Annotated in this window: 28 protein-coding genes; 13 read left to right on the plus strand and 15 right to left on the minus strand. The window is 72.2% G+C overall.

Annotated features, from left to right (window positions below; translation table 11 throughout):
- Nucleotides 1-82: 82 nt before the first annotated feature.
- From ACQPZP_RS35790 to ACQPZP_RS35800, 3 genes are all read left to right on the plus strand, one after another.
- Nucleotides 83-1,435: a nicotinate phosphoribosyltransferase gene (locus ACQPZP_RS35790; protein WP_433474099.1), complete on the plus strand. Its 1,353-nt coding sequence runs from the start codon at nt 83-85 to the stop codon at nt 1,433-1,435.
- Nucleotides 1,436-1,512: 77 nt separating this feature from the next.
- Nucleotides 1,513-2,094, plus strand: a complete 582-nt coding sequence (locus ACQPZP_RS35795; RefSeq protein ID WP_433474100.1) for an isochorismatase family protein — start codon at nt 1,513-1,515, stop codon at nt 2,092-2,094.
- Between the two features lie 2 nt (nt 2,095-2,096).
- Nucleotides 2,097-2,618, plus strand: a complete 522-nt coding sequence (locus ACQPZP_RS35800) for a gluconokinase (RefSeq protein WP_433474101.1) — start codon at nt 2,097-2,099, stop codon at nt 2,616-2,618.
- Between the two features lie 46 nt (nt 2,619-2,664).
- On the opposite strand, the gene ACQPZP_RS35805 is transcribed toward ACQPZP_RS35800, so the two are convergent.
- Nucleotides 2,665-4,407, minus strand: coding sequence for a DEAD/DEAH box helicase (locus ACQPZP_RS35805; protein ID WP_433479730.1), 1,743 nt, complete (start codon nt 4,405-4,407; stop codon nt 2,665-2,667).
- Between the two features lie 36 nt (nt 4,408-4,443).
- A complete protein-coding gene (locus ACQPZP_RS35810) occupies nt 4,444-5,268 on the minus strand; it encodes a zinc metalloprotease (RefSeq protein WP_433474102.1) in 825 nt (274 codons plus the stop codon).
- On the opposite strand from ACQPZP_RS35810, the gene ACQPZP_RS35815 reads away from it, so the two are divergent.
- Nucleotides 5,251-5,403, plus strand: a complete 153-nt coding sequence (locus ACQPZP_RS35815) for a hypothetical protein (protein ID WP_433474103.1) — start codon at nt 5,251-5,253, stop codon at nt 5,401-5,403. The two genes, ACQPZP_RS35810 and ACQPZP_RS35815, sit on opposite strands and share 18 nt — an antisense overlap.
- 175 nt (nt 5,404-5,578) lie before the next feature.
- Here ACQPZP_RS35815 and ACQPZP_RS35820 read toward each other — a convergent pair whose 3' ends face one another.
- Nucleotides 5,579-5,839, minus strand: coding sequence for a DUF3039 domain-containing protein (locus ACQPZP_RS35820; RefSeq protein WP_433463828.1), 261 nt, complete (start codon nt 5,837-5,839; stop codon nt 5,579-5,581).
- A gap of 10 nt (nt 5,840-5,849) precedes the next feature.
- Nucleotides 5,850-6,425: a YqgE/AlgH family protein gene (locus ACQPZP_RS35825; protein WP_433474104.1), complete on the minus strand. Its 576-nt coding sequence runs from the start codon at nt 6,423-6,425 to the stop codon at nt 5,850-5,852.
- A gap of 161 nt (nt 6,426-6,586) precedes the next feature.
- On the opposite strand from ACQPZP_RS35825, the gene ACQPZP_RS35830 reads away from it, so the two are divergent.
- Nucleotides 6,587-7,201 carry a hypothetical protein gene (locus tag ACQPZP_RS35830; RefSeq protein WP_433474105.1) on the plus strand — a complete coding sequence of 205 codons (615 nt, stop codon included), beginning with the start codon at nt 6,587-6,589 and terminating at the stop codon, nt 7,199-7,201.
- Here ACQPZP_RS35830 and ACQPZP_RS35835 read toward each other — a convergent pair.
- The 3 genes from ACQPZP_RS35835 to ACQPZP_RS35845 all read right to left on the minus strand — a co-directional run bounded on the left by ACQPZP_RS35835 (nt 7,198) and on the right by ACQPZP_RS35845 (nt 9,900).
- On the minus strand, nt 7,198-8,601 hold the full coding sequence (locus ACQPZP_RS35835; protein WP_433474106.1) for an NAD-dependent malic enzyme: 1,404 nt from the start codon (nt 8,599-8,601) through the stop codon (nt 7,198-7,200). The two genes, ACQPZP_RS35830 and ACQPZP_RS35835, sit on opposite strands and share 4 nt — an antisense overlap.
- A gap of 100 nt (nt 8,602-8,701) precedes the next feature.
- On the minus strand, nt 8,702-8,860 hold the full coding sequence (locus ACQPZP_RS35840) for a hypothetical protein (protein ID WP_433474107.1): 159 nt from the start codon (nt 8,858-8,860) through the stop codon (nt 8,702-8,704).
- Nucleotides 8,861-8,949: 89 nt separating this feature from the next.
- Nucleotides 8,950-9,900 (minus strand): tetratricopeptide repeat protein, encoded by a 951-nt coding sequence (locus tag ACQPZP_RS35845; protein WP_433474108.1) that lies wholly within the window; start codon nt 9,898-9,900, stop codon nt 8,950-8,952.
- 411 nt (nt 9,901-10,311) lie between these two features.
- Here ACQPZP_RS35845 and ACQPZP_RS35850 point away from each other — a divergent pair, with 411 nt between their 5' ends.
- A complete protein-coding gene (locus tag ACQPZP_RS35850) occupies nt 10,312-11,241 on the plus strand; it encodes an ATP-binding cassette domain-containing protein (RefSeq protein WP_433474109.1) in 930 nt (309 codons plus the stop codon).
- Nucleotides 11,234-12,535, plus strand: a complete 1,302-nt coding sequence (locus ACQPZP_RS35855; RefSeq protein ID WP_433474110.1) for a hypothetical protein — start codon at nt 11,234-11,236, stop codon at nt 12,533-12,535. Before ACQPZP_RS35850 ends, ACQPZP_RS35855 begins: the two co-directional genes overlap by 8 nt.
- Here the strand turns inward: ACQPZP_RS35855 and ACQPZP_RS35860 are convergent.
- Nucleotides 12,481-12,792 carry a DUF3817 domain-containing protein gene (locus tag ACQPZP_RS35860; protein ID WP_433474111.1) on the minus strand — a complete coding sequence of 104 codons (312 nt, stop codon included), beginning with the start codon at nt 12,790-12,792 and terminating at the stop codon, nt 12,481-12,483. The two genes, ACQPZP_RS35855 and ACQPZP_RS35860, sit on opposite strands and share 55 nt — an antisense overlap.
- A 122-nt stretch (nt 12,793-12,914) precedes the next feature.
- Here ACQPZP_RS35860 and ACQPZP_RS35865 point away from each other — a divergent pair, with 122 nt between their 5' ends.
- Both ACQPZP_RS35865 and ACQPZP_RS35870 read left to right on the plus strand, forming a co-directional pair.
- Nucleotides 12,915-13,712 (plus strand): DUF2127 domain-containing protein, encoded by a 798-nt coding sequence (locus ACQPZP_RS35865; protein ID WP_433474112.1) that lies wholly within the window; start codon nt 12,915-12,917, stop codon nt 13,710-13,712.
- A gap of 34 nt (nt 13,713-13,746) precedes the next feature.
- Nucleotides 13,747-14,448, plus strand: a complete 702-nt coding sequence (locus ACQPZP_RS35870) for a DUF4230 domain-containing protein (protein ID WP_433474113.1) — start codon at nt 13,747-13,749, stop codon at nt 14,446-14,448.
- 162 nt (nt 14,449-14,610) lie between these two features.
- On the opposite strand, the gene ACQPZP_RS35875 is transcribed toward ACQPZP_RS35870, so the two are convergent.
- Nucleotides 14,611-15,810 (minus strand): acetyl-CoA C-acetyltransferase, encoded by a 1,200-nt coding sequence (locus ACQPZP_RS35875; protein WP_433463839.1) that lies wholly within the window; start codon nt 15,808-15,810, stop codon nt 14,611-14,613.
- Nucleotides 15,811-15,917: 107 nt separating this feature from the next.
- On the opposite strand from ACQPZP_RS35875, the gene mce reads away from it, so the two are divergent.
- From mce to ACQPZP_RS35890, 3 genes are all read left to right on the plus strand, one after another.
- Entirely contained in the window at nt 15,918-16,352 is a 435-nt protein-coding gene (gene mce, locus ACQPZP_RS35880; protein ID WP_433474114.1) for a methylmalonyl-CoA epimerase, read from the plus strand.
- 329 nt (nt 16,353-16,681) lie between these two features.
- Nucleotides 16,682-18,007: a DivIVA domain-containing protein gene (locus ACQPZP_RS35885; RefSeq protein ID WP_433474115.1), complete on the plus strand. Its 1,326-nt coding sequence runs from the start codon at nt 16,682-16,684 to the stop codon at nt 18,005-18,007.
- 100 nt (nt 18,008-18,107) lie between these two features.
- Entirely contained in the window at nt 18,108-19,547 is a 1,440-nt protein-coding gene (locus tag ACQPZP_RS35890; RefSeq protein ID WP_433474116.1) for an AI-2E family transporter, read from the plus strand.
- A 1-nt stretch (nt 19,548) separates the two neighbouring features.
- On the opposite strand, the gene ACQPZP_RS35895 is transcribed toward ACQPZP_RS35890, so the two are convergent.
- The 4 genes from ACQPZP_RS35895 to ACQPZP_RS35910 form a co-directional block, all read right to left on the minus strand.
- Nucleotides 19,549-20,340, minus strand: coding sequence for an alpha/beta fold hydrolase (locus tag ACQPZP_RS35895; protein ID WP_433474117.1), 792 nt, complete (start codon nt 20,338-20,340; stop codon nt 19,549-19,551).
- Between the two features lie 64 nt (nt 20,341-20,404).
- On the minus strand, nt 20,405-21,127 hold the full coding sequence (locus tag ACQPZP_RS35900; RefSeq protein WP_433474118.1) for an alpha/beta hydrolase: 723 nt from the start codon (nt 21,125-21,127) through the stop codon (nt 20,405-20,407).
- A gap of 8 nt (nt 21,128-21,135) precedes the next feature.
- Entirely contained in the window at nt 21,136-21,447 is a 312-nt protein-coding gene (locus ACQPZP_RS35905; protein WP_433474119.1) for an ATP/GTP-binding protein, read from the minus strand.
- Nucleotides 21,448-21,536: 89 nt separating this feature from the next.
- Nucleotides 21,537-23,105, minus strand: a complete 1,569-nt coding sequence (locus ACQPZP_RS35910; RefSeq protein WP_433474120.1) for a 3-hydroxyacyl-CoA dehydrogenase family protein — start codon at nt 23,103-23,105, stop codon at nt 21,537-21,539.
- Between the two features lie 55 nt (nt 23,106-23,160).
- On the opposite strand from ACQPZP_RS35910, the gene ACQPZP_RS35915 reads away from it, so the two are divergent.
- Nucleotides 23,161-24,198, plus strand: coding sequence for an LLM class flavin-dependent oxidoreductase (locus ACQPZP_RS35915; protein ID WP_433474121.1), 1,038 nt, complete (start codon nt 23,161-23,163; stop codon nt 24,196-24,198).
- Nucleotides 24,199-24,240: 42 nt separating this feature from the next.
- Here ACQPZP_RS35915 and ACQPZP_RS35920 read toward each other — a convergent pair whose 3' ends face one another.
- Nucleotides 24,241-24,627, minus strand: coding sequence for an SCO5389 family protein (locus tag ACQPZP_RS35920; protein ID WP_433474122.1), 387 nt, complete (start codon nt 24,625-24,627; stop codon nt 24,241-24,243).
- 143 nt (nt 24,628-24,770) lie between these two features.
- Nucleotides 24,771-24,962 carry a hypothetical protein gene (locus ACQPZP_RS35925; protein ID WP_433474123.1) on the minus strand — a complete coding sequence of 64 codons (192 nt, stop codon included), beginning with the start codon at nt 24,960-24,962 and terminating at the stop codon, nt 24,771-24,773.
- Nucleotides 24,963-25,122: the final 160 nt, after the last annotated feature.

Below are 25,122 nucleotides of genomic sequence, written 5' to 3' on the forward strand. Positions count from 1 at the left end.
GGATCTCCCCCTCTCTACGCGCAGCCCACCGCATCCGATGTTATGTGCCACGCCCCGCCGGGGTGTGACGGCCCGCACCCCCATGGTGCCCGCAGTCGGCCTTAAGGTGCCACTTGTGGACCTTGGTGACGGCACCGCCCTGCTGACCGACCAGTACGAGCTGACGATGCTGCAGGCCGCGCTGCGCAGCGAGACGGCCGGCCGTCGCGCGGTCTTCGAGGTGTTCGCGCGGAGCCTGCCGGCCGGACGCCGGTACGGGGTGGTCGCGGGCATCGGACGGCTGCTCGACGCGATCGAGGGGTTCCGGTTCGGCCCCGCCGAGCTGGAGTTCCTCACCGCCAACGGGATCGTGGACGAGCCCACGGCGCAATGGCTGGAGAAGTATCGCTTCACCGGGAACGTCTGGGGATACGCCGAAGGCGATTGCTATTTCCCGGAATCGCCGATCCTGGTGGTCGAGGGCACGTTCGGCGAGGCGGTCCTGCTGGAGACGCTCGCGCTGTCGATCCTCAACCACGACTGCGCGATCGCGTCCGCCGCGTCCCGGATGGTGCAGGCGGCGCAGGACCGCCCGATCATCGAGATGGGGTCGCGGCGCACCCACGAGCGCGCGGCCGTGGCCGCCGCCCGCGCCGCCTACATCGCCGGGTTCACCACCACGTCCAACCTGGAGGCGGGCCGGTTGTACGGGGTCCCGACCGCCGGGACCTCCGCGCACTCGTTCACCCTGCTGCACGACAGCGAGCGGCACGCGTTCACGGCGCAGCTCGCCTCGCTCGGCGACGGCACGACGCTGCTGATCGACACCTACGACGTCGAACGGGCCGTCGGGACGGCGGTGGAGCTGGCCGGGCCGCCGCTCGGCGCCGTCCGGATCGACAGCGGCGACCTCGGCGTGATGGCGCGCCGCGTCCGCGACCAGCTCGACTCCCTTGGCGCGCACGACACGCGCGTCGTGGTGACCGGCGACCTGGACGAGTACGGCATCGCCGCCCTGGGCTCGGCGCCGGTCGACGGCTACGGCGTGGGGACGTCCCTCGTCACCGGCTCCGGAGCCCCCACCGCCTCCCTCGTCTACAAGCTCGTCGCGCGGTCGGACAGCCCCGACGAGGACGCGCCCATGCGTCCGGTCGCGAAACGCTCCCCGGGCAAGCCGAGCCGCGGCGGACGCAAGACCGCCGTCCGCCGCGTGGACGGCCACGGCGTCGCCTACGCCGAGACCGTGTTCACCACCGAGCCGACCCCCGGCCGCCGCGACCGCGTCCTCCAGGTGCCGCTGGTGCGGGACGGCGAGGTCGTCGGACGCGAGTCGCTGCGCGAGGCCAGGGACCGGCACGCGCGGTCGGTCGCGGAACTGCCCCCGACGGCGCTCCAGCTCTCCAAGGGAGAACCCGCCCTCCCCACCGAGTTCGTCAACGGCGGCCCGCGCCGTTGACGGCGTCTCCGCGCGGGCACAACGCTGGGGTACGGTCGGGTTCAGAACCGGCGGGGCAACCGGTGGAGGGAGCGGTCGTGGGCAAGAAGGCTCTGATCATCGTGGATGTGCAGAACGACTTCTGCGAGGGCGGGTCGCTCGCCGTCGCCGGCGGCGCCGCGGTGGCCACCGCCGTCTCCGCGCACGTGGCCGAGCACCGGCAGGAGTACGCGCACATCGTGGCGACGCGCGACTTCCACCTCGACCCCGGGGCGCATTTCTCCGACCGGCCCGACTTCGTCGACACCTGGCCGCCGCACTGCGTGATCGGCACCCCCGGCGCCGACTTCCACCCCAACCTTGCCCTCGCCCCCATCGAGGCCGTGTTCGGCAAGGGCCGCGAAACCGCCGCCTACAGCGGCTTCGAGGGCTCGGCCGACGACGAGACGCCCCTCGCCGACTGGCTCGCCTCCCGCGGGGTGGACGCCGTGGACATCGTCGGCATCGCCACCGACCACTGCGTCCGCGCCACCGCCGTGGACGCCGCCCGCGCGGGCCTCCGCACGACCGTCCTGCTCGACCTCACCGCCGGAGTGAGCAAGACGACCGTCGACCGGGCCCTCGACGAGCTCGCGCAGGAGGGCGTCGTCCTGTCCGGCGCGCCGGTCGTGACCGCCTGACCATGACGGACCCCGAGGTCATCCTGGTCGCCGGCGTGTCCGGCAGCGGCAAGTCCACCATCGGCGCACTCCTCGCGGAACGCCTGGGCTGGGACTACGCGGAGGCCGACGCGTTCCATTCCGAGGCCAACATCGCCAAGATGCGCTCCGGCCACCCGCTGACGGACGCCGACCGCCTCCCCTGGCTCCGCGCCATCGCCGCCTGGATCGACGAACGCCTCGCCGTCGGCCGCCCCGGCGTCGTCAGCTGCTCCGCCCTCAAACGCCGGTACCGCGACCTGCTGACCGGCGGGCACGCGGAGGTCCGCCTCGTCCTGCTGGACGGCGACCGCGAGACGATCGCCGCCCGCATGCGAGCCCGCAAGGGCCACTTCTTCAGCGCCGCTCTCCTCGACTCGCAGTTCGCCGACCTCGAACCCCCGGAACCGGACGAGAACATCGTCTCCGTCGCCATCACCGGCACGCCCGAGGAGACGGTCACGCACATCCTCAAGGCACTGGACATGACTCCCCGGCCGCGCTGACCGCTCAGTCGCGGACGTAGTCGTGGCGGCCGGCAGCACCGCCGGATCAGTGGCGGCGCCTGGCGGCCCATTCGCGGATCTTGGCGATGCGCTCGCGGATCTCGGCGGCGCTGGCCTGGGGGACGGGCGGGCCGCCGCAGGAGCGGCGCAGCTCACTGTGGATGACGCCCTGCGGCTGGCCGGTGCGGTGGTTCCAGGCGTTGACGAGTCCGTTGAGCTCGCGGCGGAGGGTGGCGATGTCCTCGGCGGCGGTGCGGTCGGCGCGCGGGTCGCCGGTCTTGCGCTTGCGCTCGTTGGCGATCTGGTCGGCCTGCCGCTTGCGGAGCAGGGCCGACACCTGGTCGGGTTCGAGGAGGCCTGGGATGCCGAGGAACTCCTCCTCCTCGGCGGAGCCCGGCTCGGCGTTCATCCCGAACTCACCGCCGTCGTAGAGGACGCGGTCGAACGTCGCGGAAGCCTCGACCGTCTCGAACGGCAGTTCCTCGCCGACGTCCGGGGTGTCCTGCTGGCGGTTGGCCTCGGCGAGCAGTTCGTCGTCCAGGCCGTCCTCGCGGACGGGACGGTCGAGGACGTGGTCGCGCTCCTCCTCCATGTCGGCGGCATGGCCCATCAGGGTCGGAACCGACGGCAGGAAGACCGACGCCGTCTCGCCGCGTTTGCGGGCCCGGACGAAACGGCCGATGGCCTGCGCGAAGAACAGCGGCGTGCTGGTGGAGGTGGCGTAGACGCCGACGCACAGGCGCGGGATGTCGACGCCCTCGGACACCATGCGGACCGCGACCATCCAGCGGTCTTCGGTCTCGCCGAACTGCTTGATCTTCTTGGACGCGCCCGGGTCGTCCGACAGCACGATCGTGGCGCCCTGGCCGGTGACCGCGCGCAGCATCTTGGCGTAGGCGCGGGCGGCCTCGTGGTCGGTGGCGATGACCAGGCCGCCCGCGTCCGGGATGACGCGGCGCAGCTCGGTGAGGCGGCGGTCGGCGGCGGCGAGCACCTGCCTGATCCAGTCGCCCTTCGGATCGAGCGCGGCCCGCCACGCCTGGGCGGTCTGGTCCTGGGTGAGCGGCTCGCCCAGGGTCGCGGTGATCTCGTCGCCGGCGCGGGTGCGCCAGCGCATCTCCCCCGCGTACGCCAGGAAGATCACCGGCCGGACGACCCCGTCGGCGAGGGCCGGACCGTACCCGTAGGTGTAGTCGGCCCGGCTGCGGCGGACCCCGTCCGGCCCCTCCTCGTACTGGACGAACGGGATCGGGTTGATGTCGGTGCGGAACGGCGTGCCGGACAGGGCCAGCCGGCGCGTCGCGGGCTCGAACGCCTCGCGGACGGCGTCGCCCCAGGACAGGCCGTCGCCCGCGTGGTGCACCTCGTCGAAGATGACGAGCGACTTGCGCGACTCGGTGCGGTTGCGGTGCAGCGCCGGCCGCGCGGCGACGGTCGCGTAGGTGACGGCGACGCCGTGGAAGTCCTTGCCGACGGGCCCCTGGCCGTTCTGGTACTCGGGGTCGATCCTGATGCCGACGCGGGCCGCCGACTCGGCCCACTGCCGCTTGAGGTGCTCGGTGGGGCACACGATCGTGATCGCCGAGACGACGCGGCGCTCCATCAGCTCGCGGGCGAGCCGCAGCGCGAACGTCGTCTTACCGGCACCGGGCGTCGCGACGGTGAGGAAGTCGCGCGGGCCGGGCTCGGTGCCGCCCGTCCCGAAGTACGCCTCCAGCGCCTGCTGCTGCCAGGCGCGCAGAGACGACGCGGTCCCCCAGGCGGCGCGCTCGGGGAACGCGGGAGGCATGCTCGATGCGGCGAAGGTACTCACGGTTCTCGAAGGCTACCGAGCCCCACCGACAGATCGTGCCGCACGCGCCTCACGTGTGCCGAGATCCACACGGTGGCGGCCGTGCCGCCGGGCCCGGTACGCCGCCCAGGATGCCCGCACGAGCCGACCCTGACCTGCGGTGAAGCCCCGCATGCAGGCGTCGTGGGCGTAGTCCATGAAATTGTGCACCGGATCGTGGCCCCGCTGCGGGCAGGTGTCGCGGTACCGCGGGCATCCTTGCGCCGCCTCCGCCTCGTACGGAGTGTCGGCCACCCCGTCGCCGGGCGGCGTGCAGCCTCCTTCGAACGTGTGCATCAGGCCCAGCCAGTGCCCGATCTCGTGGACGGCCGTGAACCCGTGGTTGAACGGCGCGTACGACCCGTGCGGCAGGCTGCGGTAGTCGATGACGACACCGTCCTTGCCGGGTGAACGCCGATACCACTGCGGGAACGTGGAGAAGCCCAGCACGTCCGACCCCACTGCCGCGGTGAAGAGGTTGAGCGTGCCGCGGCCGCCCTTGCGCAGGCGCTTCTTCATGGGGGTCTCGTAGCGCTCGGGGTGACGGAACCACCCCGGGTCGTCGGCGTGGTCGTAGCCGGTCAGGCGGAACCTCACGCGGGTGTCCGCACCTCCCATCTTCCCGCTGTACGCGGCGTTCAGGGTGGAGATCTGCCGCTTGACGACGTGCTTGGGGACCCACCCCGTTCGTCCGCTGTGGACGACATGGAACCGCACCGGGACGACGAGGCGCCGCGCAGTCCGCCGTGTCGAGTCGAGGCGGGCCTCGTCGGACGTCCCGAACCGGTCGAGGAGCCTCCGGTGGAGATCGGCGAGCATGCCGACGACCTGGTCGTGCCCCAGGCCCCCCCGGTCGTGCTGCCGGACCCGCCGCGCGGCGGGCGGGTGCACGCACCCGTCGTCGCGGGCGACCGGAACGGCCCGGACCTGCGACCGCTCACCTACCGAACCTGATGCGCTACACACCGTGACCAACAGTGCGCACAGCGAAACCCCGGCCAACCGCCGCATTTCATCCCCCGTATGTCAGAAACGCCCCATGAGCGGAGGCCCCGCGGTCATGCCGCAGGACCTCCGCGCGCGCACGCCTAAGCGGGCGGCGCGCCCTCGGCCGCCGTTCGGCGGCCGGTCACTCGCCGCCCTCGCCGCCCGGCTTCATGGACTCGTAGATCTCCTTGCACTCCGGGCAGACGGGGTACTTCTTCGGATCCCGGTTCGGCACCCAGACCTTGCCGCACAGCGCGATCACCGGCGTGCCGGTCACCGCGCTCTCGGTGATCTTGGCCTTCTTCACGTAGTGGGCGAACCGCTCGTGGTCGCCGTCACCGTGCGAAAGGTCCGGCTTGACATCGCTCTGGGTGTCGCTGTCGGGAAGGATCTTCGTACTCACGTCGTTCACCTTAGTTCAGCGTGGGGTCCTCGGGAAAAGTGGAGACGAACGCCAGATCGCCGCCCTGCCGGCGCAGGACCTCCTGCCACAGCCGGTCCGGGTCGCCGGCGAAGACGTCCCCGGCCTCGGCGGGCACCAGGTACCACGAGCCCTCCTCGATCTCGGCGCGCAACTGCCAGGGCGACCAGCCGGCGTATCCGGCGAACACTCGCAGCTGCAGCAGTTCGGCCGCCAGCAGGCCGGGCGGGGCCTCCAGGTCGACCAGGCCCACCCTGGCGACCTCGGTGCCGCCGTCCAGGGCTCGCCATCCGAGCGGCTGGTCCTCACCGGGAAGGCGGGCCAGGGCGAGCGCGTTCTCCAGTGCGACCGGGCCGCCCTGGAACACCACGGCCGGTCCGGTGGCGAGCTCGGCCCACGGCGGCAGCACGCGGCCGACCGGAACCTCGGTCGGCCGATTGAGGACAACGCCCAGCGTGCCCCCGTCCATGTCGTGCTCGACCAGCAGGACGACGCTCCGCCGAAAGTTCGGATCCTCCAGCTGAGGCGTCGCCACCAGCAGGAGCCCCACCCTGATGCCGTCTTCCATGGGTTCCATGATGCGTTGCCCGGACCTCCGGCGGCACGCCCCTCCGCTCGTTAGCCTGTTACGCATTCCTATCGATGGGGATATCGGCACCACAAGGTCCTGGGTTAACAATGATCTAGGATCATCGGCCACCCGCTTCGGTGCGCGCCGGGAGGACAGCGATGCAGTTGCCCAGGGTCGTCATCGCCGCCGTGTTCATCGTCATCGGGGCGCTGATCGCGATCCCGGCGCTGTTCGACGGGGACGGGTCGGCGTCACCGGCGTCGAGCACCTCGTCGACGAGCCCCAGCCCGTCCGGCACCTCGCCGAAGCCGACCCCGTCCGGCGCGCGGCCGGTCACCGCCACCATCGGGTCGGTGTCCTGCCCGGCCCGCACCGTGAACGTCAGGGTCCGCAACACCGGTACGCGGAGCGAGGACTTCTCGATCGAGAAGAACGACGACACCGCCGCGATCCCCGGCAAGATCGGGCCCGGCACCACCCGGACGGTCGCCGTCGAACTCCGCGAGGACCGCAGCACCCGGGTGACCGTCAACTGGGCGAACAAGCGGATCCAGAGCGACACCGTCAAGGCGAACTGCAAGAAGGCGGGCGGCGGCGCCGCGCCGAGCGAGACGCCGCCGGGCAAGCTGCCGCACACCGGTCCCGACGCCGTCCTGTGGGCGCGCGCCGCGACCGGCGGCGCCGTCATCCTCACCGGTGTGATCATCTTCTGGTACGGCGGGATCTGGCCGCGCCGCCGCGAGCGGATGTTCGCCGCCGGGAAGGACTCCTAGGCCTCCGTGCGGGGACGGCCGCCCGCGGCCTCGCGGACGGCGCCCGCGACGCGGGTGCTGACCTCCGGGTGGAAGACGCTCGGCACGATGTAGTTGGGGCCGAGCTCGTCCGGGGTGACGACCTCGGCGAGGGCCGTGGCGGCGGCGGCGAGCATGTCGAGGGTGACGCCGTCGGCCTGGGCGTCCAGCAGCCCGCGGAACACGCCCGGGAACGCCAGCACGTTGTTGATCTGGTTGGGGTAGTCGCTGCGGCCGGTGGCGACCACGGCGGCGTGCTCGCGGGCCTCGTCCGGCGACACCTCGGGCTCGGGGTTGGCGAGCGCGAACACGATCGCGTCGTCGCCCATCGTGGCGATGTCGTCGCCGTCCAGGATGCCGGGGGCGGACACCCCGATGAAGACGTCGGCGTCCTTCACGGCGCCGCGCAGCTCGCCCGAGTAGCCGTCGGCGTTGGTGTGCTCGGCGATCCAGCGGAGCGAGTCGTCCAGGTCGTCGCGGCCCTTGTGCACGGCGCCGCGGTAGTCGCAGACGACGAGGTTGCGGGCGCCCGCGTGCATCAGCAGCTTCAGGATGGCGGTGCCGGCGGCGCCCGCGCCCGCCATCGTGATGCGGACTGAGCCGAGGTCCTTGCCGACGACGCGCAGCGCGTTGGTCAGCGCGGCGAGGACGCAGATCGCGGTGCCGTGCTGGTCGTCGTGGAAGACGGGGATGTCGAGCAGCTCGCGCAGCCGGGCCTCGACCTCGAAGCAGCGCGGCGCGGAGATGTCCTCCAGGTTGATGCCGCCGAACGCGGGCGCGAGGATCTGGACGGTCCGGACGATCTCGTCGGTGTCCTGGGTGTCCAGGCAGATCGGCCACGCGTCGATCCCGGCGAACCGCTTGAACAGCGCCGCCTTGCCCTCCATGACGGGCAGCGCGGCCTCCGGGCCGATGTTGCCGAGGCCGAGCACCGCGGAGCCGTCGGTGACGACGGCGACGCTGTTGCGTTTGATCGTCAGCCGCCGGACGTCCTCGGGGTTGCGGGCGATGGCGAGGGAGACGCGGGCGACGCCGGGCGTGTAGGCCATCGACAGCTCGTCGCGGTTGCGCAGCGGCACCTTGGACTGCATCTCGATCTTGCCGCCGAGGTGCATCAGGAACGTCCGGTCGCTGACCTTGTGGATCTTGACCGACTCGATGTTCTCCAGCGCGCCGGCGATCGCCTCGGCGTGCTGGGTGTCGCGGGTCGCGATCGTGACGTCGATGCGCAGCGTCTCGTGGCCGGCGGTGTTGACGTCGAGGGCCGTGACGATGCCGCCGGCGTTCTCGACCACATGGGTGATCTGGCTGACGGCCCTGCCGCCGGCCGGGACCTCGAGCCGGACGGTGATGGAGTACGACACGCTTGGCACGCTCGCCACGACTAAAGCTCCCTTTGCTACGGGTCTGTCCGGTCCCGCGCGCACCGTTCCCGACGGGGACGGCGCGTCCGGGGGCCGCGGCCCGGTCCCGCCCCGCGACTCAAAAAGCCCGGACCGCGACGACGATGAGTTCGACGGTCGCGGGCACGGGCGGCCTCGTGGTGTCGATCACGAGGTGGTAGAGCCGCGGATCGGCGGGGCCGGCCCCGTGGAAGTGGTTCACGGAGGCCGTCCGGGCGCGGTCATTGTCATCGAGCATACGCTCAACACCGGGGTCCGGTGTCCCGGTCGTCCCAGATCGCTCCCGTTCAGCGGCCGTTTCGCGGGCGGCGCGGGCCGGCCGTCCGGTCAGAACAGGGCGGACTGCAGGCCGCGGCGGGCCTTGCCGACGCGCGGGTCGTCCGGCGGCATCAGCTCGAACAGCGAGAGCAGGTGCTTGCGCGCCGCGTCGCGGTCGTCGCCGGCGCCGCGCCGCACCGCGCCCAGCAGCCGCTCGAACGCCTCGTCGATGCGCCCGGACACCATCTCCACGTCGGACGCGCTGATCTGGGCCTGGACGTCGCCGGGCTTCTCGGCCGCCTCCTGGAGCACACGCTCGGGATCCAGGGACCGGACGCGCAGGCTGAGGTCGACCAGAGCGAGCCCCTGCTTGGCCTGACCGTCCCCGGGGTCGGTGGCGAGGATCCGCTCGAACGCGGCCTTGGCGGCGTCCAGGTCGCCCTTCTGCAGGGCGTCCTCGGCCTGGGCGTACACCGGGTCCACCGCGGGGAGGTCCGCCGCGCCGGCGTCCGGCTGCTCGCCCTCGGGGGCGTCCGGCAGGATGCCCTCCTTGCGGAGCGCGTCGAAGAGCTGGTCGATGGCCTGGCGGACCTGGGGCTCGGGCGCCGCGCCGTTGAGGAACGGCAGCAGCTGGCCGCCGACGACCGCCGCCACGAACGGGATGCCGCGCACGCCCATCTGCTGCATGTACGCGCCGAGCTGCGGGTTCGCGTCGATGTCGACCTTGGCCAGGATCCACTTGCCGGCCGCCTCGGTGGCGAGCTTCTCCAGGATGGGGCCGAGCTGCTTGCAGGGACCGCACCACTCGGCCCAGAAGTCCACGAGGACGGGAACGGACTGCGACCGCTCCACGACCTCGGTGTTGAACGTCTGGTCGGTGACGTCCACGACGTACGGCCCGCCGGCCGCGCCGGCGGGCGCGGCGCCGCCCTGCGCCCGGCGCTCCTGCTGCTTCCTTGCCGCGGCCTGGCGCGCCCCCAGGTCGATGGCCCCGTGCAACGAAAAGTCCTGAGAAGGCATGGGTCCATCCTGCCCCATGACCGCCCCCTGCCGTACGCCCGTACGCCCTCAGCGGAGCGCGCCGCCCGCGCCGGCCGCCCGGCCCGTCCGGGTCCGCGGCATTTCCAGAGAATTATCCGCCTTTCTTGAATTCTCCTCTCCGGCGTGGCGGGCAAAGAATCCAGACGTGCTGCTGTAAAGGCAAAAAGATTGCTGACAGCCATCACCAAGCCCGGTTATAGTCACGATGTCGATGCATCGCGGCCCGGCAAAAGCGGCCGGTGCCGGCGCCGCCGGGGGGCGGTCCGGCCCGGCGGGCGCCGCGTGGCGGGTTGGGGGACCCGAGGCCACCGGCGCCCGGAGCGCACCGTCCGGCCGCCGCGACCGCATGACGAGCAACGGGGGGAAACACTTGTGATCGCGGAGCATTCCGTGATCGTGGCCCGAGGAATGGGTGTCCGCCGCGGGGGGCGGTGGCTCCTGCGCCCGGTGACCTTCGGCGTGCCCGAAGGCGTGGTCGGCCTGGCCGGTCCACCTGGTGCCGGTAAATCCACTCTGCTGGCCACGTTCGCGACCTTGCGCCGGCCGAATGCCGGCGCGCTGCACATTCTCGGACACGACATAACGAATGCCGCCGGGCAGCGGGCCGCCCGGGCCGGCATCGGCTATCTGCCCGCGCGGTTCTCGCGGGCGGAGAACATGACGGCCGGCGAGTTCGTCGCCTACGCGGCGTACTACAAGCGGATGAGCACGTCCGCCGCGCGGTCCATGGTGCGGCGCCTCGACCTGACCGAGGCCGCCGGGACGGAGCTGGCGCTGCTGCCGCCGGAGGTCAGGCTGCGCGCCGGGCTCGCCGCCGCCTGCGTCCACGAGCCCGAGCTCGTGCTCCTGGACGACCCGTTCGGCGAGCTGTGCGCCGCCGCCGAGCCGTGGCCGACCGGGATCGAGTGCCCCGGGCGGCTGACGCTCACCGCGGCCATGGCCGAGCTGATCCCGGTCCTGCGCTCGCTGGCGCCGACGGTGGTCGTCACCGCCGACGCCACCGAGACGCTCACGGGCTGGTGCGACCGCCTGTTCACGCTCACCCGCGGCAAGCTGACCGAGCAGCCCACGCACTCGGCCGCCGCGCGCCGCGGCCGCTCCGCCGCCGACCGGCGCGGCGTCCGCGGGCCGCAGACCGCCCTCGAACCGCGGACCGCCCTCGAACCGCAGGCCGCCGACGCGATGAGCCGGCGCCGCCCCGGCCGGCCGGCGCCGCCCCGCGTCGCGCTGCCGCAGGTGTCCCTGCCGCAGCTCACGCTGCCGCAGCTGGCGAGGGTGCGGGCGGGGCGGCCGCCCGCCGGGAGCGCCACCGGTGTCTGACCTCGGGCGGGTGCTCCGGCTGGACGCCCGTCGCACGGCACTGCTGATCGCGGTGCCGGTCCTCACCCTGCTCGGAACGGCGGCGGCCGGGCTGTCGCTGTCCACGTCCGTCGCCTACTGGGACAACACCGTCGTCGCGCTGGTCAACGCCGTCCGGTTCCTCGGCCCCGCCGCCGCGGGGCTGGCCGCGTGGACGGCCGTCCGGGAACGGCCGCTCGACTACCTGCGCGGCCTCACGGCCCGCTCGCCCGCCACCGGCGTGCTGTTCGACCTGCTGCTCCTGTCGTCCGCGGTGCTGGTCTCCTATGCCGCGGTCACGGTGCTGGTCGTCGGGGTCACCGTCGTGCAGGGGCAGGCAGGGCATCCGCATCCCCTCGGTGTCGTCGCCGGCGCGGGCGCGCTCGTGCTGCATGTCGTCGCGGGCTACCTGACAGGCCGCGTCGTCCCGCACCGCACTACAGCGGCCCTGGTCCTCGCCGTGACGTCGCTGTGGGCCGCCCTGCGCGTCCCCGGCGTGTCGTGGTGGAGCCTGCTGCCCCCCGCCGCGTTCCCCCGCATCGAGCTGTTCACCACCCTGCGCCCCGCCGTGTTCACCGACCAGGTCCTCTGGGCGGCCGGGCTGACCACCGCTCTGATCCTCGGCTACGTGTTGTGGGTGACGCGGCGGCTTCTGATCGTCCTCCCCCTGACGGCGGCCATGGCCGCGACCGTCTCGGCCACGCTCGGCCTGCACGGTTCCGGCGCCGGAACCGTCGCCCCCGTCCCGGCGGAACAGGTGTGCCGGCGGTGGCCGCTGACCGTCTGCGTGCATCCGGCCCTGCGGGCGGCGCTGCCCCCGCTGATGGCGGCGGCCACCCCGCTCGCCGCCCGGCTGAACGGGACGCCCGGCGCGTTCACGAGGGTGGAGCAGCGTCCCGCGTGGGCGGCCGTCGCGGTGGTGAACGGCGTCGCCGCCGTCCACCTCGACGAGGACCTCTCCCCCGGATACGCGGCCCGGGCAGTCCGGCAGATCAGCGATGGACTCAAAGACTCCGACGCCTGCACGAACCCCAACGGCTACCAGGCTCTGGTCGATGCGTGGCTCCTCGGAGACGATCCCCCATCGCCCCCGGGCACGCGCGCGGCGCGCCGTTTCGCGGCCTGGAGCGAGCACCGCCGCCGCGCCTGGCTGCGCCTCCACTTCGCCGAGTACCGCTCCTGCGCGCTCGGCCCGGACGACTTCCGCCCCCCGGCGAAGGCTCAGGCGCGTCCGGCCGGCTCCGCGGCGGGCTCGGCGGCCCGCCGGGTCCAGTGACGTTCCACGAAGAACGGGGCGACCGGCAGGACGCCCGCGCCGAGCGCGAGGACCGTGCGCCGGACGTCCCAGCGGAGCTGCTCGCGGACGAGGAAGACCAGGGCGACATACGCCAAGAACAAGGTTCCGTGGACCGGCCCCATCAGCTGGACGCCGGCCGGGGCGTCCGCCCCGTACTTCAGCGGCATCGCCACCAGCAACAGGAGAAGGAACGAGACCGCCTCGGCGACGGAGACGAACCGGAAAACACGAATCATGTCCACGCGGCGTCAACGGATCGCACTCGGCCCGGGGTTTCGCCCCCTCCTATGACGTTGATCACACGACTGTGCACGAACCGTGACATGTACCGGGCATCACGGACGTCTAGGGTGTCCGCGTGGACTGGAGCCTGCTGACCTGCGCACGCAAGGGGCACATCACCTACGCGCCCGACGAGGAGAGGCTGCGCGAGCGGCTCGTCGTCCCGTCCCCCGTCGGCGATGCGTGGCGCTGCCTGCGCTGCGGGACGTACGTGCACGGTGAGCCGCACGGCTCCGGCCCGGCCGACCGGGCGCCGCTGGTGAAGCGCGGCCGGGAGCTGCGGGACGCGTTCATCATGCGGTTCTTCGCGGTCGAGCGCGGCATCCGGGGCCTGATCGTGCTGGTCGCCGCATACGGGGTGTGGCGGTTCGCCGGCAGCCGCGGCTCGATCGAGCGGATCTTCGAGAAGGAGATCCCGCTGCTGCGCCCGATCGCCGACCAGATCGGCTGGGACCTCGACCACTCCAAGGTGATCACGTCCATCCGGCACGTCTTCGACCTGGACGCGCGGACGCTGCGCTGGCTCGCCGCCGGCCTGATCGTGTACGGCGCGATCGAGCTGATCGAGGCGGTCGGGCTGTGGCTGCTGAAGCGCTGGGGCGAGTACTTCGCGGTCGTCGCCACGTGCTTCGGGCTGCCGATCGAGATCTACGAGCTGGTGGAGAAGGTCACCGTGCTGCGCATCGGCGCGCTGGTGCTCAATATCGGTCTCATCGTCTACATCGTCGTCACCAAACGGCTATTCGGCGTCCGCGGCGGCCGGGCCGCCCATGAGGCGCATCTCCGCAGCGAGTCGCTGATCGAGGTGGAGCTGGCGACGCACGAGTCCGACCTGCGGCGCCCGTCGCCCGCCGCACCCGGGCCGACGGGGTGAGGTAGCCGGCGCCCTCGCCGGGAATGTCCCGTACATGGCTCGCTCGGAACCGAAGAACGACGCACCCCGCAAGTCGTCCCCCGGCCGGTGCCGCTCCCCCCGGCGCGGCCTGCTCACCCCCGTCGTGCTCGTCGTCGCCACGATCGCGCTCGTGCTGGTGGCGCAGCAGGTGCTGCGCGGCCTGCCCGGCTGGCTGAACCCGTTCGGGGAGGAGACGAAGGACCGCAGCGGACCCGTCCTGCTGAAGTCGATCCGCGACATGCACCGCTACGAGGCGGCCAGCGGCAACTTCCAGGTCGTCGTGGACCTGGAGAAGGACGCCAAGTTCCTGCCGTCCTCCCTGCGCGGCAAGCGGACGCTGTTCGTCGGCAACGGCTCGGTCGACGCCTACGTGGACTTCTCCAAGCTCGGCTCGGGCGCCGTCAAGGTCAACCACGACCGGACGGCCGCAACCGTCACACTGCCGCGCGCAGAGCTGGAGAAGACCAACCTGGACTCGAAGACCAGCTACGTGTACGCCACCGAACGCGGCCTGCTCGACCGCTTCGGCGACTTCTTCAGCAGCAACCCGAACAACCAGCAGCAGCTCTACATCCTGGCGTCCCAGAAGATCCAGACGGCCGCCGCCCAAAGCGGCCTGAAGGAACGCGCCGACGCCAACACCAAGTCGATGCTGGAGAACATGCTGAAGGCCCTCGGCTTCAAAACGGTGACCATCACCCCCGCCCCCCAATAGGGCGCACCGGCATCAGCCACCGACCCAGCCCGCAACGACCTGGAGTATCGCGATCGCGTCCGAAGGCGGATTCGAGCTTGCGAGAATCCGATCGCGCAGCGAGCCGCAAGGCGAGCCGGAGCGATGCCAGCGATCGCACGTGGTCCGGTCGGGCGCGAGCCGCTAGGCGAGTGCCCGGGCCGGAACACGAATCAACAGCGCGTCGCCTTGGCCGCCGCCGCCGCAGAGGGCGGCGGCGCCGGTGCCGCCACCGCGGCGCTTCAGCTCGTAGGCCAGGTGGAGGGCGATGCGGGCGCCGGACATGCCGACCGGGTGGCCGACCGCGATGGCGCCGCCGTTGACGTTGACCTTCTCGGGGCCGACGCCGAGGTCGCGCATCGACTGGATGCCGACGGAGGCGAACGCCTCGTTGATCTCGATGAGGTCGAGGTCGTCCACGGTCAGGCCCGCCTTGCCGAGGGCGTGCTTGATCGCGTTGGACGGCTGGGACTGCAGCGAGTTGTCCGGGCCCGCGACGTTGCCGTGCGCGCCGATCTCGGCGAGCCAGGTCAGGCCGAGCTCCTCGGCCTTGGCCTTGGACATCACGACGACGGCCGCGGCGCCGTCGGAGATCTGCGAGGACGAGCCGGCGGTGATCGTCCCCTCCTTGCCGAACGCGGGACGCAGCCTGGCGAGGACCTCCGCGGTGGTGTCGCCGCGCACGCCCTCGTCGGCGGAGAACACGACCGGCTCCCCCTTGCGCTGCGGGATCTCCACCGGGGCGATCTCGTCGTCGAACACGCCGTTCTTGATGGCCTCGGCGGCGCGCTGGTGGGAGCGGGCGGAGAACTCGTCCTGCTCTTCGCGGGTGATGCCCAGCTTGGCGTTGTAGCGGTCGGTCGACTCGCCCATGGAGATGTCGTCGAAGGCGTCGGTGAGCGCGTCGTAGGCCATGTGGTCGAGGACCTCGACCGAGCCGTACTTGTAGCCGCCGCGCGACTTCGGCAGCAGGTGCGGGGCCTGGGTCATCGACTCCATGCCGCCCGCCACGACGATGTCGAACTCGCCGGCCCTGATCAGCTGGTCGGCGAGCGCGATCGCGTCCAGCCCGGACAGGCAGACCTTGTTGATCGTGATCGACGGGACGCTCATCGGGACGCCCGCCTTGACCGCCGCCTGCCGGGACGGGATCTGGCCCGCGCCGGCCTGGAGCACCTGGCCGAGGATCACGTACTGCACCTGGTCGCCGGAGACCCCGGCGCGCTCCAGCGCCGCCTTGATCGCGTGCGCCCCGAGGTCGGCCGCGGAGAAGTCCTTCAGCGCGCCCATCAGGCGCCCGACGGGGGTGCGCGCTCCTGCGACGATCACGGAAGTGGCGGTCATGTGGGGGCCTCCAGGATGGTGCTGCGGCGACGTTTGCCACCATACCCAGGGGACGGCCGTCCGGTTCCGTTCGCCCCCGCCTGGCCGCCGGAGAGGGAGTAACGCCCATGCTGACCCGTATCGACCACATCGGCATCGCCTGTCGCGATCTGGAGGCGACCGTCGAGTTCTACAAGGCGACCTACGGCTTCACCGACGCCCATTTCGAGGTGAACGAGGAGCAGGGCGTCCGGGAGTGCATGCTCAAGATCAACGACACCGGGGACGGCGCGGCGAGCTACCTGCAGCTGATCGAGCCGATCCGGGACGACTCGGCGGTCGCCAAGTGGCTGGAGAAGAACGGCGAGGGCGTCCACCACATCGCGTTCGGCACGGACGGGACGGTCGCCGCCGAGGCCGCCGGCATCGCCGGCAAGGGCGTGCGGGTGCTGTACGACGCGCCGCGCAACGGTTCCATGGGATCCTTGATCAACTTTTTGCATCCCAAGGACTGCCACGGCGTCCTGACGGAGCTGGTGCAGAAGCCCCCGGCCGCCGGATGATCTTGTCCGCCGGGCGCGGCGCGGGCGCGACCGGATCGTGACGTGTTCGATATCACGGTCGCGGACGGCGGGGCACCAACCGCCGCTCTGTGACCGTTCGGACACCTCTGGTGTATTTGCACCCCCGGCACCTGGGTACCCGAGGGCTTGCCGCACGCTCGAACAAAAGGGACATTCCACGCAGCGCGTCAAGATGAGCCCCCAACACGGCAGTGTCCGGAGTACGCTTCATTCGCCGGAAGAGGTCTGGGGCACTGCGCCCGTTCATGCCAGGCGATCAACCGGTCCCCGGAACCACCCGTAGCCCCGTCACATCAGGATTGAGCCACATGCAGTCCGACATCGACGCCCAGCTCAGCAACTTCTTTGAAGACACGCCCCCGCGCGAGTTCGACGTGGTGCTTCGCGGCTACGACCGGCACCAGGTCGACGAGCACATCAAGACGCTCGACAACGAGGTGCGGCAGACCCGCGAGCAGACCCAGGCCCTGCAGCGGGAGCTGTCGGACGCCCACCGGCAGCTGCAGGAGCAGGAACGTCCCACCTACTCCGGTCTAGGCGCCCGCATCGAGCAGCTGCTGCGGCTCGCCGAGGAGCAGGCGACCGAGCTGGTCCAGGCGGCCCGCTCCGAGGCGAACGAGATCAAGGCCGCGGCCAAGGTCGACGCCGCCGAGCAGCGCGCCACCGCCGAGAACGACGCCGCCGAACTGCGCGCCAACGCCCAGCGCGAGGGCGACGACATGCGCAACGCGGCCGAGCGCGAGGCCGAGGAGGTGCGCACCTCCGCCCACCGCGAGGCCGACGAGCTGACCTCCACGACCGAGCGCGAGGTCGCCAAGCTGCGCGCGACCGCCGACCACGAGGTCGCCGAGAAGCGCGCCGGCGCCGAGCGCGAGATCGCCAAGCTGCGCACCACGACCGAGCGCGAGGTCGCGCAGCTGCGCGCGTCCACCAAGCGCGAGCGGGACGAGATCCTCACCACGGCCAAGCGGCAGGCCGACGAGATGCGCGCGCAGGCACAGCGCATCCTGGAGGAGAGCGAGGCCCAGCGCGCCCAGGCCGAGGCCGAGTTCGAGATCCAGCTGGCCGCCCGCCGCGAGGAGGCCGACCGGCAGGACGCCGAGCGGCACGCCGCCGCGCAGGCCGCGACGCAGAAGCTGGTCGCCGAGGCCGAGCAGCGGGCCGCGTCCGCCGAGCAGCGGGCCGCCAAGGCGACCCAGCAGGCCGAGCAGACCCGGCGCGAGGCCGACTCGCACGCCAAGCAGCTGATGGCCAACGCCCGCAAGAACTCCGACAACGTGATCGCCGAGGCCAAGGCGCAGGCCGAGCAGCTGCTCGCCGAGACCAAGGCCGAGGCCGACCGCGTCCGGACGGCGGCGCAGCGCCAGGTCGACGAGCTCACCCGGCAGCGCGACAGCATCACCAGCCACCTCAACCAGCTGCGTCAGCTCATCGGCGGCGTCGCGCCGACGATGGGCGGCGACGCCGAGCTGGCCGCGCCCCCGGAGAAGGCCGCGATCCCGGCGGCCGAGCCGAAGCCGGCCCCGGCGCAGCAGGCCCAGCCGAAGCAGCAGCCGGCCGCGAAGGCCGCGCCCCCCAAGCAGGCCCAGGCCAAGAAGTCCGAGGACGACGACGAGGACTGGTGGCAGGAGTGACCGCCTGAGACGGTAGGACGTGACGGAAAGCCTGGAGGCGGTGAAACGTCTCCGGGCTTTCCGCCGTCTCACACCGTAGGCGTAGGAAGAGGAGAGCGGCGTGCCCGACGAGACCCCCCACGAGGACCGGCCGGAGCCCGCGTCCGGCGAGGGCCCGCGCGCGGCCGGCCGCCGGGTGCCCGCTCCGGCCCCGCCCGCCGACGACGGCGACCCGGCCGGGCCCGCGTCCGGGGGCGGGTCCCCTGACGACGAGCAGGCCCCGGCCGCGGGCGAGGCCGAGGACGATGAGGCCACCGCGCCCAGCGGTGCGCTGCGGCCCGAGGAGATCGAGGAGCCCGTGGGGGAACGCGACCCGGCGACCGGCGCCCCGGTCTCCCTCCCGGCGCCGCTGCCCGCCGCCGAGCAGGTGACGCCCGAGCCGGGCGCGCCCGACCCGGCGCACGACGTCGAGCAGCGCAAGCGCGAGGCGGGCGTCGACCACCTGTTCCCGTTCGGACGGCCCGGTCAGCCGCTCGGCCGCGCCCACCCGTTCGTGTTCGGGTTCACCGCGGCGCTCGGCGTGATCACCGCGTGGATGCTGGTGAAGGCCGCCACGAACGCCAAGTCCGTGATCGTGATGATCATCGTGGCGATGTTCCTCGCGGTGGGGCTCAACCCGGCCGTCGAGCGGCTCCGCAGGTTCGGGTTGCCGCGCGGTGCCGCGGTCGCGACGGTGTTCCTGATCGTGATCCTGTTCTTCGCCGGGTTCGTCGCGTCCCTCGTCCAGCCGGTGTCCGAGCAGGTCACCGAGCTGCGGCACAACATCCCCGAGTACGTCCAGCAGCTTCAGGACAACAGGACGCTCGCCGACTGGGACAAGCGCTACGGGCTGCTGGAGCGCGCCGAGAAGGCGGTGAACAGCGACGGCTTCCAGAAGGGCCTCACTGACACCGCCACCGGCATCGGCAAGGTCGCGATCAACGGCATCTTCCAGACGATCACGATCCTGATCCTGACGCTGTACTTCCTCAGCTCGCTGCCGCAGATCAAGACGTTCTTCTACAAGCTGGCGCCGCGCACCCGGAGGGCCCGCGTCGCCCTGCTGGGCGACGAGATCCTCGACCGGATCGGCGGTTATGTCGCGGGGCAGTTCACGATCGCGTTCATCGCGGGCGTGTGCTCCTACATCTTCCTGTCGATCCTCGGGGTGAAGTACGCGCTCGCACTGGCGCTGATCGTCGCGGTGACCGACCTGATCCCGCTCATCGGCGCCACGATCGGCGCGGTGATCGTGTGCCTGGTCGCGTTCATCACCGGGAACACGACCGACCTCATCGCCTGCGTGATCTTCTATGTGATCTACCAGCAGGTGGAGAACTACGTGGTCTATCCGCGCGTCATGAAGCGGACCGTGGACGTCCAGCCCGCGGTGACGATCGTCGCGGCGCTGGTCGGCGCGGCGCTGCTCGGCGTGGTCGGCGCGCTGCTGGCGATCCCGACGGCGGCCGCGATCTCGCTGCTGATCCGAGAGGTCGTCATGCCGCGCCAGGAGACGCTCTAGCTCAGCGGGCCGTGCGGGCGAGGGCGGCGGCGAACTCGGCCACCGCCTGGTTGAACAGGTCCGGCTGCTCGACCGCGCACAGGTGCCCGGCGCGCGGGATGACCAGCAGCTCGGCGTTGGACATCGCGTCCGCCATGGCGCGGGCCTCGGCCTCGGTGGCCAGCGCGTCCTCGTCGCCGATCATGACGAGGGCGGGCACCCGCAGGTCGCGGAGCGCGCCGAACGACTCCGCGCGTCCCGCCATGGCACGCTGCGCCCATGCGGCGGCGCGCGGCGGCGTCGCCTGGACGAGGCCCCGGACCCGCCCGTAGATCAGCGCCCGCTGCCGGTAGGTGGTGGGGCCCACGAGGCCGGGCAGCACCTCGTCCACGAGGACCCGCGTGCTGTCCTCGCTTTCGAGCAGCTCGGCCTGCCGCAGCCGGTTCTCCCGGACCGGTGCGGTGTCGGCGGCGGCGCGGGTGGCGGCGAGCACGAGACCGAGGATCAGGTCCGGATGCCGCCGGCCCAGCGCCATCGCCACGTAGCCGCCCATGGACAGCCCGCCGACGACGGCCCGCCGGACGCCGAGGCCGCGGAACATGCGGGCGACGTCGTCGGCCATCGCGTCGATCGACGGCTCGTCGTCGCCGAGCACCGACCCGCCGAAGCCGCGCAGGTCCGGGGTGATGACCCGGAACCGGTTCGCCAGGCCCTCGCGCTGGCCGAGCCACATCGCCGAGGAGAGCGGGAAGGCGTGCAGCAGGACGAGCGGCGTGCCGCTTCCGACGTCCCTTGCGTACAGCTGCACCGTCATTGGGCAATGGTCACCCGCGATCGCGCCCGGTGGGACAGGAGTGGCCGCGATCGGCCGCAAGCGTTTATCTGTCCGGTTCGTCCCATTCCGTGGGGAGCGGATAGGCACCCGGGGCCACCCGCCTGACGATCTCGTTCAGCACGATCCGGACATACGGTTCGCCCACCCAGAGGTGCTTGGCGTTGTCGACCCCGATCACCTCGGCCTGCGGGACGCGCTTGAACCGCTCCCGCGCCTCCGCCGGGCGCAGATAGTCGTCGAACTCCGGCACGAGGGCCACGACCGGGCGGCCGTCGGCGCCCCACGCGTCCAGGTCGGCGTCGCCCGCGCGCTTCAGCGGCGGCGACAGCAGGATCGCCCCCTCGACCAGCGGGTCGCGTCCCCACTTCAGCGCCAGCTCCGTGCCGAACGACCAGCCGAGCAGCCACGGGCGCGGCAGGTCGTGATACTCGGTGTACTCCAGCGCCGCGGCGACGTCGAACCGCTCGGTCTCGCCGTCGCCGAACTCGCCCTGGCTCGTGCCGCGCGCCGACGTCGTCCCGCGGGTGTTGAACCGCAGCACCGCAAGGTCCGCCAGTGCGGGCAGCCGGTAGGACGCCTTGCGCAGGACGTGGCTGTCCATCATCCCCTCGGCCGTGGGCAGCGGATGCAGGCAGACCAGCGTCGCCACCGGCGGACGCTCCGGCGGCAGCGCCAGCTCCCCGACCAGCTCCAGCCCGTCGGACGTGTGCAGCGTGATCTCCGTACGCCGCGCCGGCAGCACGCTGGCCGCCCTGATCTCCGCCATGAGTCTCCTTAGTAACGAGGCGCGTTCCGGCCGCGCAGGATGCGGGGCGAGCGGCGGGTGCGGGCCTGCCAGCAGGGGCGGTGCCAGTGCCGCCGGTCGTCGCCGCCGTCACCCGCCCGCCAGGCGACGACGTGCCCGACGCCCGGCGGGATCTCCTGGTCGCACCCGGGGCACCGGTACGGCTTCGTCGCGTTGGCCCCGGCGATCGACCGGACGATCCACTCCCCGTCCGGCCCGTCCTCGGTCTCCTGAGCCCACGGCCCGCCTTCGCGCTTGGGGGGACGTCCGGTGTAGTTACGGCGATTCTTCCGGGGGCTCATACCCCCAGCCTATGAAATTTCGGCCACCACCAACGGGCGTGACGGGGGTTCCAGGGGATCGCCCCCCTGGGTAGACACAGCCCCATGGGCTAACGCAGCGGCTTCCCTGCTGTGACGTGCTCGACGAGGAGCGGGGCCGGTGCGAGGGCCGGTTCGCGGGTCTCGGCGTGCAGGGCGCGCAGGACGGTGACGGCACGGTCGAGGCCGAGGCGGTCGAGGTCGGCGATGGGGCCGGTCGGGTAGCCGCAGCCCAGCGTCATCGCGGCGTCGATCGAGTCGGCGTCGGCGTATCCGGCGCCGAGCATGGCGGCGGCGTCGTTCAGGTACGGGAAGCGCAGAGCGTCCACGACGAAGCCGGCGCGGTCGCGGCAGCGGACGACGGCCAGGCCGAGGCGTCCGATGAGGTCGGCGGCGCGGTCCGCGACGTCCGGGGCGGTCGCGACCGTGGCGGCGATCTCGGCGAGGGCGCCCGCCGGGTCGGGCAGGTGCAGCCCGACAACGTCGGCGGGGCGTCCGGTGGCCATGGCCTGCCCGATCACCGCGCCGTCCACGGAGGTGACGGCGATGACCGTGCCGGGCTTCGCGGCCTGGACGGCGGCGGACAGCAGCGCCCGGGCGGCCTCGGTGTCCTCCGCGGCCTCCACGATCAGGTCACAGCCGGCGAGCCCGGCGGCGGAGTCGCGGACCTCGCCGCCCGCCCGGTCGCACAGCGCGGCGATCGCGTCCGCGAGGGGGCCGACGCCGACGATGCCCACGACCGGCGGCGCGCCGGCCGTCTCCTTCTCGGCGTCCCCGGACTGGTCGTAGGTGTAGAAGCCGCGGCCGGTCTTGCGGCCGAGCAGCCCGGCGGTGACGAGCTCGCGGAGCAGGGGTGAGGCGGCGTGGCGGCGGTCGCGCGACTCGGCGTAGATCGCGTCCAGCACCTCCACGCAGGTGTCGAGCCCGATCAGGTCCATGAGGGTGAACGGCCCCATCGGCAGCCCGGCGCCGGTCTTCATCGCGGTGTCGATGTCGTCGCGGGTGGCGTGGCCGGACTCCAGCATGGCCGCGGCCTGGTTCAGATAGCCGAAGAGCAGCCGGTTCGCGACGAACCCGGCGCGGTCCCCGATCGTGACCGGCGTCTTGCCGAGGCCCTTCACCAGCTCGGCGACCCGGGTCACGGCCTCCGGCTCGGTCAGCACCGTCCCGATGATCTCGACCAGCCTCATCACCGGCGCCGGGTTGAAGAAGTGCACCCCGACGATCTTGGTGGGGCGGCCGGTGGTGGCCGCGATGCCGGTGACCGACAGCGAGGAGGTGTTGGTGGCGAGGACGGCGTCGTCCCGGCACACGCGGTCCAGTTCGGCGAACACCTTGCGCTTCAGGTCGAGCCGCTCGGGGACGGCCTCGATCACGAGGTCGCAGTCGCCGAGGTCGGCGAAGTCGGTCGACAGCGTGATCCGGCCGAGGATCTCGCGCTGCGCGTCCTCGGTGAGCCGCCCGCGCTTGACGGCGCGTCCGGTGGAGCCCTCCAGGTGCCCGCGCCCGCGTTCCAGCGCGTCCCGGTTCACCTCGATGCCGACGACCGCGAGGCCGCCGCGCGCCAGCACCTCGGCGATGCCCGCGCCCATCGTGCCCAGTCCGACGACCCCGACCCTGCTGAACGAACCACCAGTCATGACCCGCAGTCTCCCAGAGGGAGCAGGCGCCGCCGAGGCCGGGTAGGACCGGGACGTGCGCCTCGGAATCTTCCTCCTCGCCGCCCGTTTCCCTGACCGTCCTCCAGCCCCCACCCACCACCGATCAAAGGACGAGCTCCGCTCGAACGCCAATGGCGACGCCGCCGCCCTCGCCCGCACCGTCGAGGCGGCCGTCGCCGCCGAACGCGCCGGGTTCGACGACGTCTGGCTGGCCGAACACCACTTCATGTCGTACGGGGTCGTCCCGTCCGCGACCGTTCTCGCCGGGCACATCCTGGCCACGACCACCCGTGTCGATGTCGGGACGGCGGTCAGCGTGCTGTCCACCCAGCATCCGGTGGCGCTGGCGGAGCAGGCCGCGATGCTGTCGCTGCTGTCGGGCGGCCGGTTCCGGCTGGGCGTCGGACGGGGCGGGCCGTGGCGCGACCTGGAGGTCTTCGGCACCGGCCTCCCCCGCTACGAGCACGGCCTCGCGGAATCCCTGGACCTGCTGCTGGCCTGGCTGCGTTCGGACCGGCTCGCCTGGTCGGGCGAGCACTTCCGCTTCCGTGAGGTGCCGGTGGTCCCGCGCGCGCCTGTCCCGCCACAGGTGACGGTCGCGTGCACGTCCCCTGCCACCGAGACATTGGCGGCGCGACGCGGCCTGCCGATGCTTCTCGGCATGCATGTGGGGCCGGACGAGAAGGCCGCCGCCGTCGCGCGTCACGGCGACCCGTCTCTGCCCCACATCTCGACCCACGTGGCCCAGGTCGCCGACACACGGGAAGAGGCCGTCACAACCCTCATGGACGAGATGCCGCGCTGGCTCGGCCCCGGCCTGGAGGGATACGTCGCCGTGGACGACCGTCCACGCCCGTCCCGCGACCCCGTCGCCTACACGCGCCTCATGTGCGACCTGCATCCCGTCGGCTCACCGGACGACTGCGTCGAGTCCCTCGTGACCACGGCCGAGCGCACCGGAATCAGGCACCTGATCCTGCTGGTCGAGGCCGCCGGCTCCCGCACCGCCACCCTTGAGAACATCGCCCGCCTCGGCGCCGACGTCCTCCCCAAGGTCCGCGCCGCCATGTGAACATGCGGCGTGCCGAGGGAATCGGCACGCCGCATGGACGGGTCAGCAGTCGCGGAGTTCGGGAGACTGGTTGAGGATCTGTTCGCGGGCCGTCACGAACGTCCGGTAGGCGGTGGTGTCGCCGGTCGGGAAGACCGCGACCCGATGGCAGTTCTGGAAGGCCAGCTTCACGCCGAAGTAGCGCTCCAGCGCGCCGCGCATGGCGTCGCTGGCGAGGACGCGGAGGAGTTGGCCGCGGGCCCGCTCGTCCGGCGGGGGCGTGAGGTTGTCGGCGAAGTCGCCGCCGTCCACCTGGAGCCGGGCCACCAGGCCGCTGATCATGTCCCACGCGTACGGGAGGGACGTCCTGATGCACTCGACGAAGGCCGCGTCACCGACCTCGCCCTTCTGCGCCGTCACCAGCAGTTCCGGGGTCACGTCAAGAGACATGTGCGGGGGTCCTTTCGCAGACGGAGGATGAACACCCACCCGCCGACGCTAATCACGGCCCCGGGAGAATTCCAGGCTTGACAAAGATTTTCATTCCGCTATGTGCCGCGCCCCCGGCCGGTGAGGGCCGGCCGAGGGCGGGGTCATCGCGCCGGCGCCGCTCCGTGCTTGCGCGGCCGCCGCTGGACCGGCCGTGCGGCCAGCCGCTCGGCGCGCTCGGTCCAGAACTCGCGAGCCCGGCGCGCCAGCCGGGCGTTCCGCGCGGCGCGGGCCTCGGCACGCATCTCGCGCGCCCGCTGCCTCGCGATGTCCTGCATGATCTCGTGGTGGTACACGGCCCCTCCTGAACGTCCCGGGCCGCGTGACACGGCCCGACATCCAAGAGACTCGTCCTAAGGCACCCGCCCCCACATCGGCATCACGCCTTATCTGACCTGCTTCGTGCGCCTTAGGAATGCTCAGGGATGCTCAGGGCGGACGTCAGGCGCGGCTGGC

Source organism: Spirillospora sp. CA-142024 (genome assembly GCF_050942325.1).
Taxonomy (GTDB): Bacteria; Actinomycetota; Actinomycetes; order Streptosporangiales; family Streptosporangiaceae; genus Spirillospora.

What these genes read in the sequence shown, in the direction of transcription:
- ACQPZP_RS35860 (WP_433474111.1), bottom strand. Translation starts at nt 12,792, where the DNA reads ATGATTCGTGTTTTCCGGTTCGTCTCCGTCGCCGAGGCGGTCTCGTTC.
- ACQPZP_RS35875 (WP_433463839.1), bottom strand. Translation starts at nt 15,810, where the DNA reads ATGACCGCCACTTCCGTGATCGTCGCAGGAGCGCGCACCCCCGTCGGG.
- ACQPZP_RS35870 (WP_433474113.1), top strand. Translation starts at nt 13,747, where the DNA reads ATGGCTCGCTCGGAACCGAAGAACGACGCACCCCGCAAGTCGTCCCCC.
- ACQPZP_RS35840 (WP_433474107.1), bottom strand. Translation starts at nt 8,860, where the DNA reads ATGCTCGATGACAATGACCGCGCCCGGACGGCCTCCGTGAACCACTTC.
- ACQPZP_RS35830 (WP_433474105.1), top strand. Translation starts at nt 6,587, where the DNA reads ATGCAGTTGCCCAGGGTCGTCATCGCCGCCGTGTTCATCGTCATCGGG.
- ACQPZP_RS35810 (WP_433474102.1), bottom strand. Translation starts at nt 5,268, where the DNA reads ATGCTCGCCGATCTCCACCGGAGGCTCCTCGACCGGTTCGGGACGTCC.
- ACQPZP_RS35905 (WP_433474119.1), bottom strand. Translation starts at nt 21,447, where the DNA reads ATGAGCCCCCGGAAGAATCGCCGTAACTACACCGGACGTCCCCCCAAG.
- ACQPZP_RS35805 (WP_433479730.1), bottom strand. Translation starts at nt 4,407, where the DNA reads ATGCCTCCCGCGTTCCCCGAGCGCGCCGCCTGGGGGACCGCGTCGTCT.
- ACQPZP_RS35920 (WP_433474122.1), bottom strand. Translation starts at nt 24,627, where the DNA reads ATGTCTCTTGACGTGACCCCGGAACTGCTGGTGACGGCGCAGAAGGGC.
- ACQPZP_RS35910 (WP_433474120.1), bottom strand. Translation starts at nt 23,105, where the DNA reads ATGACTGGTGGTTCGTTCAGCAGGGTCGGGGTCGTCGGACTGGGCACG.
- ACQPZP_RS35895 (WP_433474117.1), bottom strand. Translation starts at nt 20,340, where the DNA reads ATGACGGTGCAGCTGTACGCAAGGGACGTCGGAAGCGGCACGCCGCTC.
- ACQPZP_RS35825 (WP_433474104.1), bottom strand. Translation starts at nt 6,425, where the DNA reads ATGGAAGACGGCATCAGGGTGGGGCTCCTGCTGGTGGCGACGCCTCAG.
- ACQPZP_RS35845 (WP_433474108.1), bottom strand. Translation starts at nt 9,900, where the DNA reads ATGCCTTCTCAGGACTTTTCGTTGCACGGGGCCATCGACCTGGGGGCG.
- ACQPZP_RS35790 (WP_433474099.1), top strand. Translation starts at nt 83, where the DNA reads ATGGTGCCCGCAGTCGGCCTTAAGGTGCCACTTGTGGACCTTGGTGAC.
- mce (WP_433474114.1), top strand. Translation starts at nt 15,918, where the DNA reads ATGCTGACCCGTATCGACCACATCGGCATCGCCTGTCGCGATCTGGAG.
- ACQPZP_RS35900 (WP_433474118.1), bottom strand. Translation starts at nt 21,127, where the DNA reads ATGGCGGAGATCAGGGCGGCCAGCGTGCTGCCGGCGCGGCGTACGGAG.
- ACQPZP_RS35885 (WP_433474115.1), top strand. Translation starts at nt 16,682, where the DNA reads ATGCAGTCCGACATCGACGCCCAGCTCAGCAACTTCTTTGAAGACACG.
- ACQPZP_RS35800 (WP_433474101.1), top strand. Translation starts at nt 2,097, where the DNA reads ATGACGGACCCCGAGGTCATCCTGGTCGCCGGCGTGTCCGGCAGCGGC.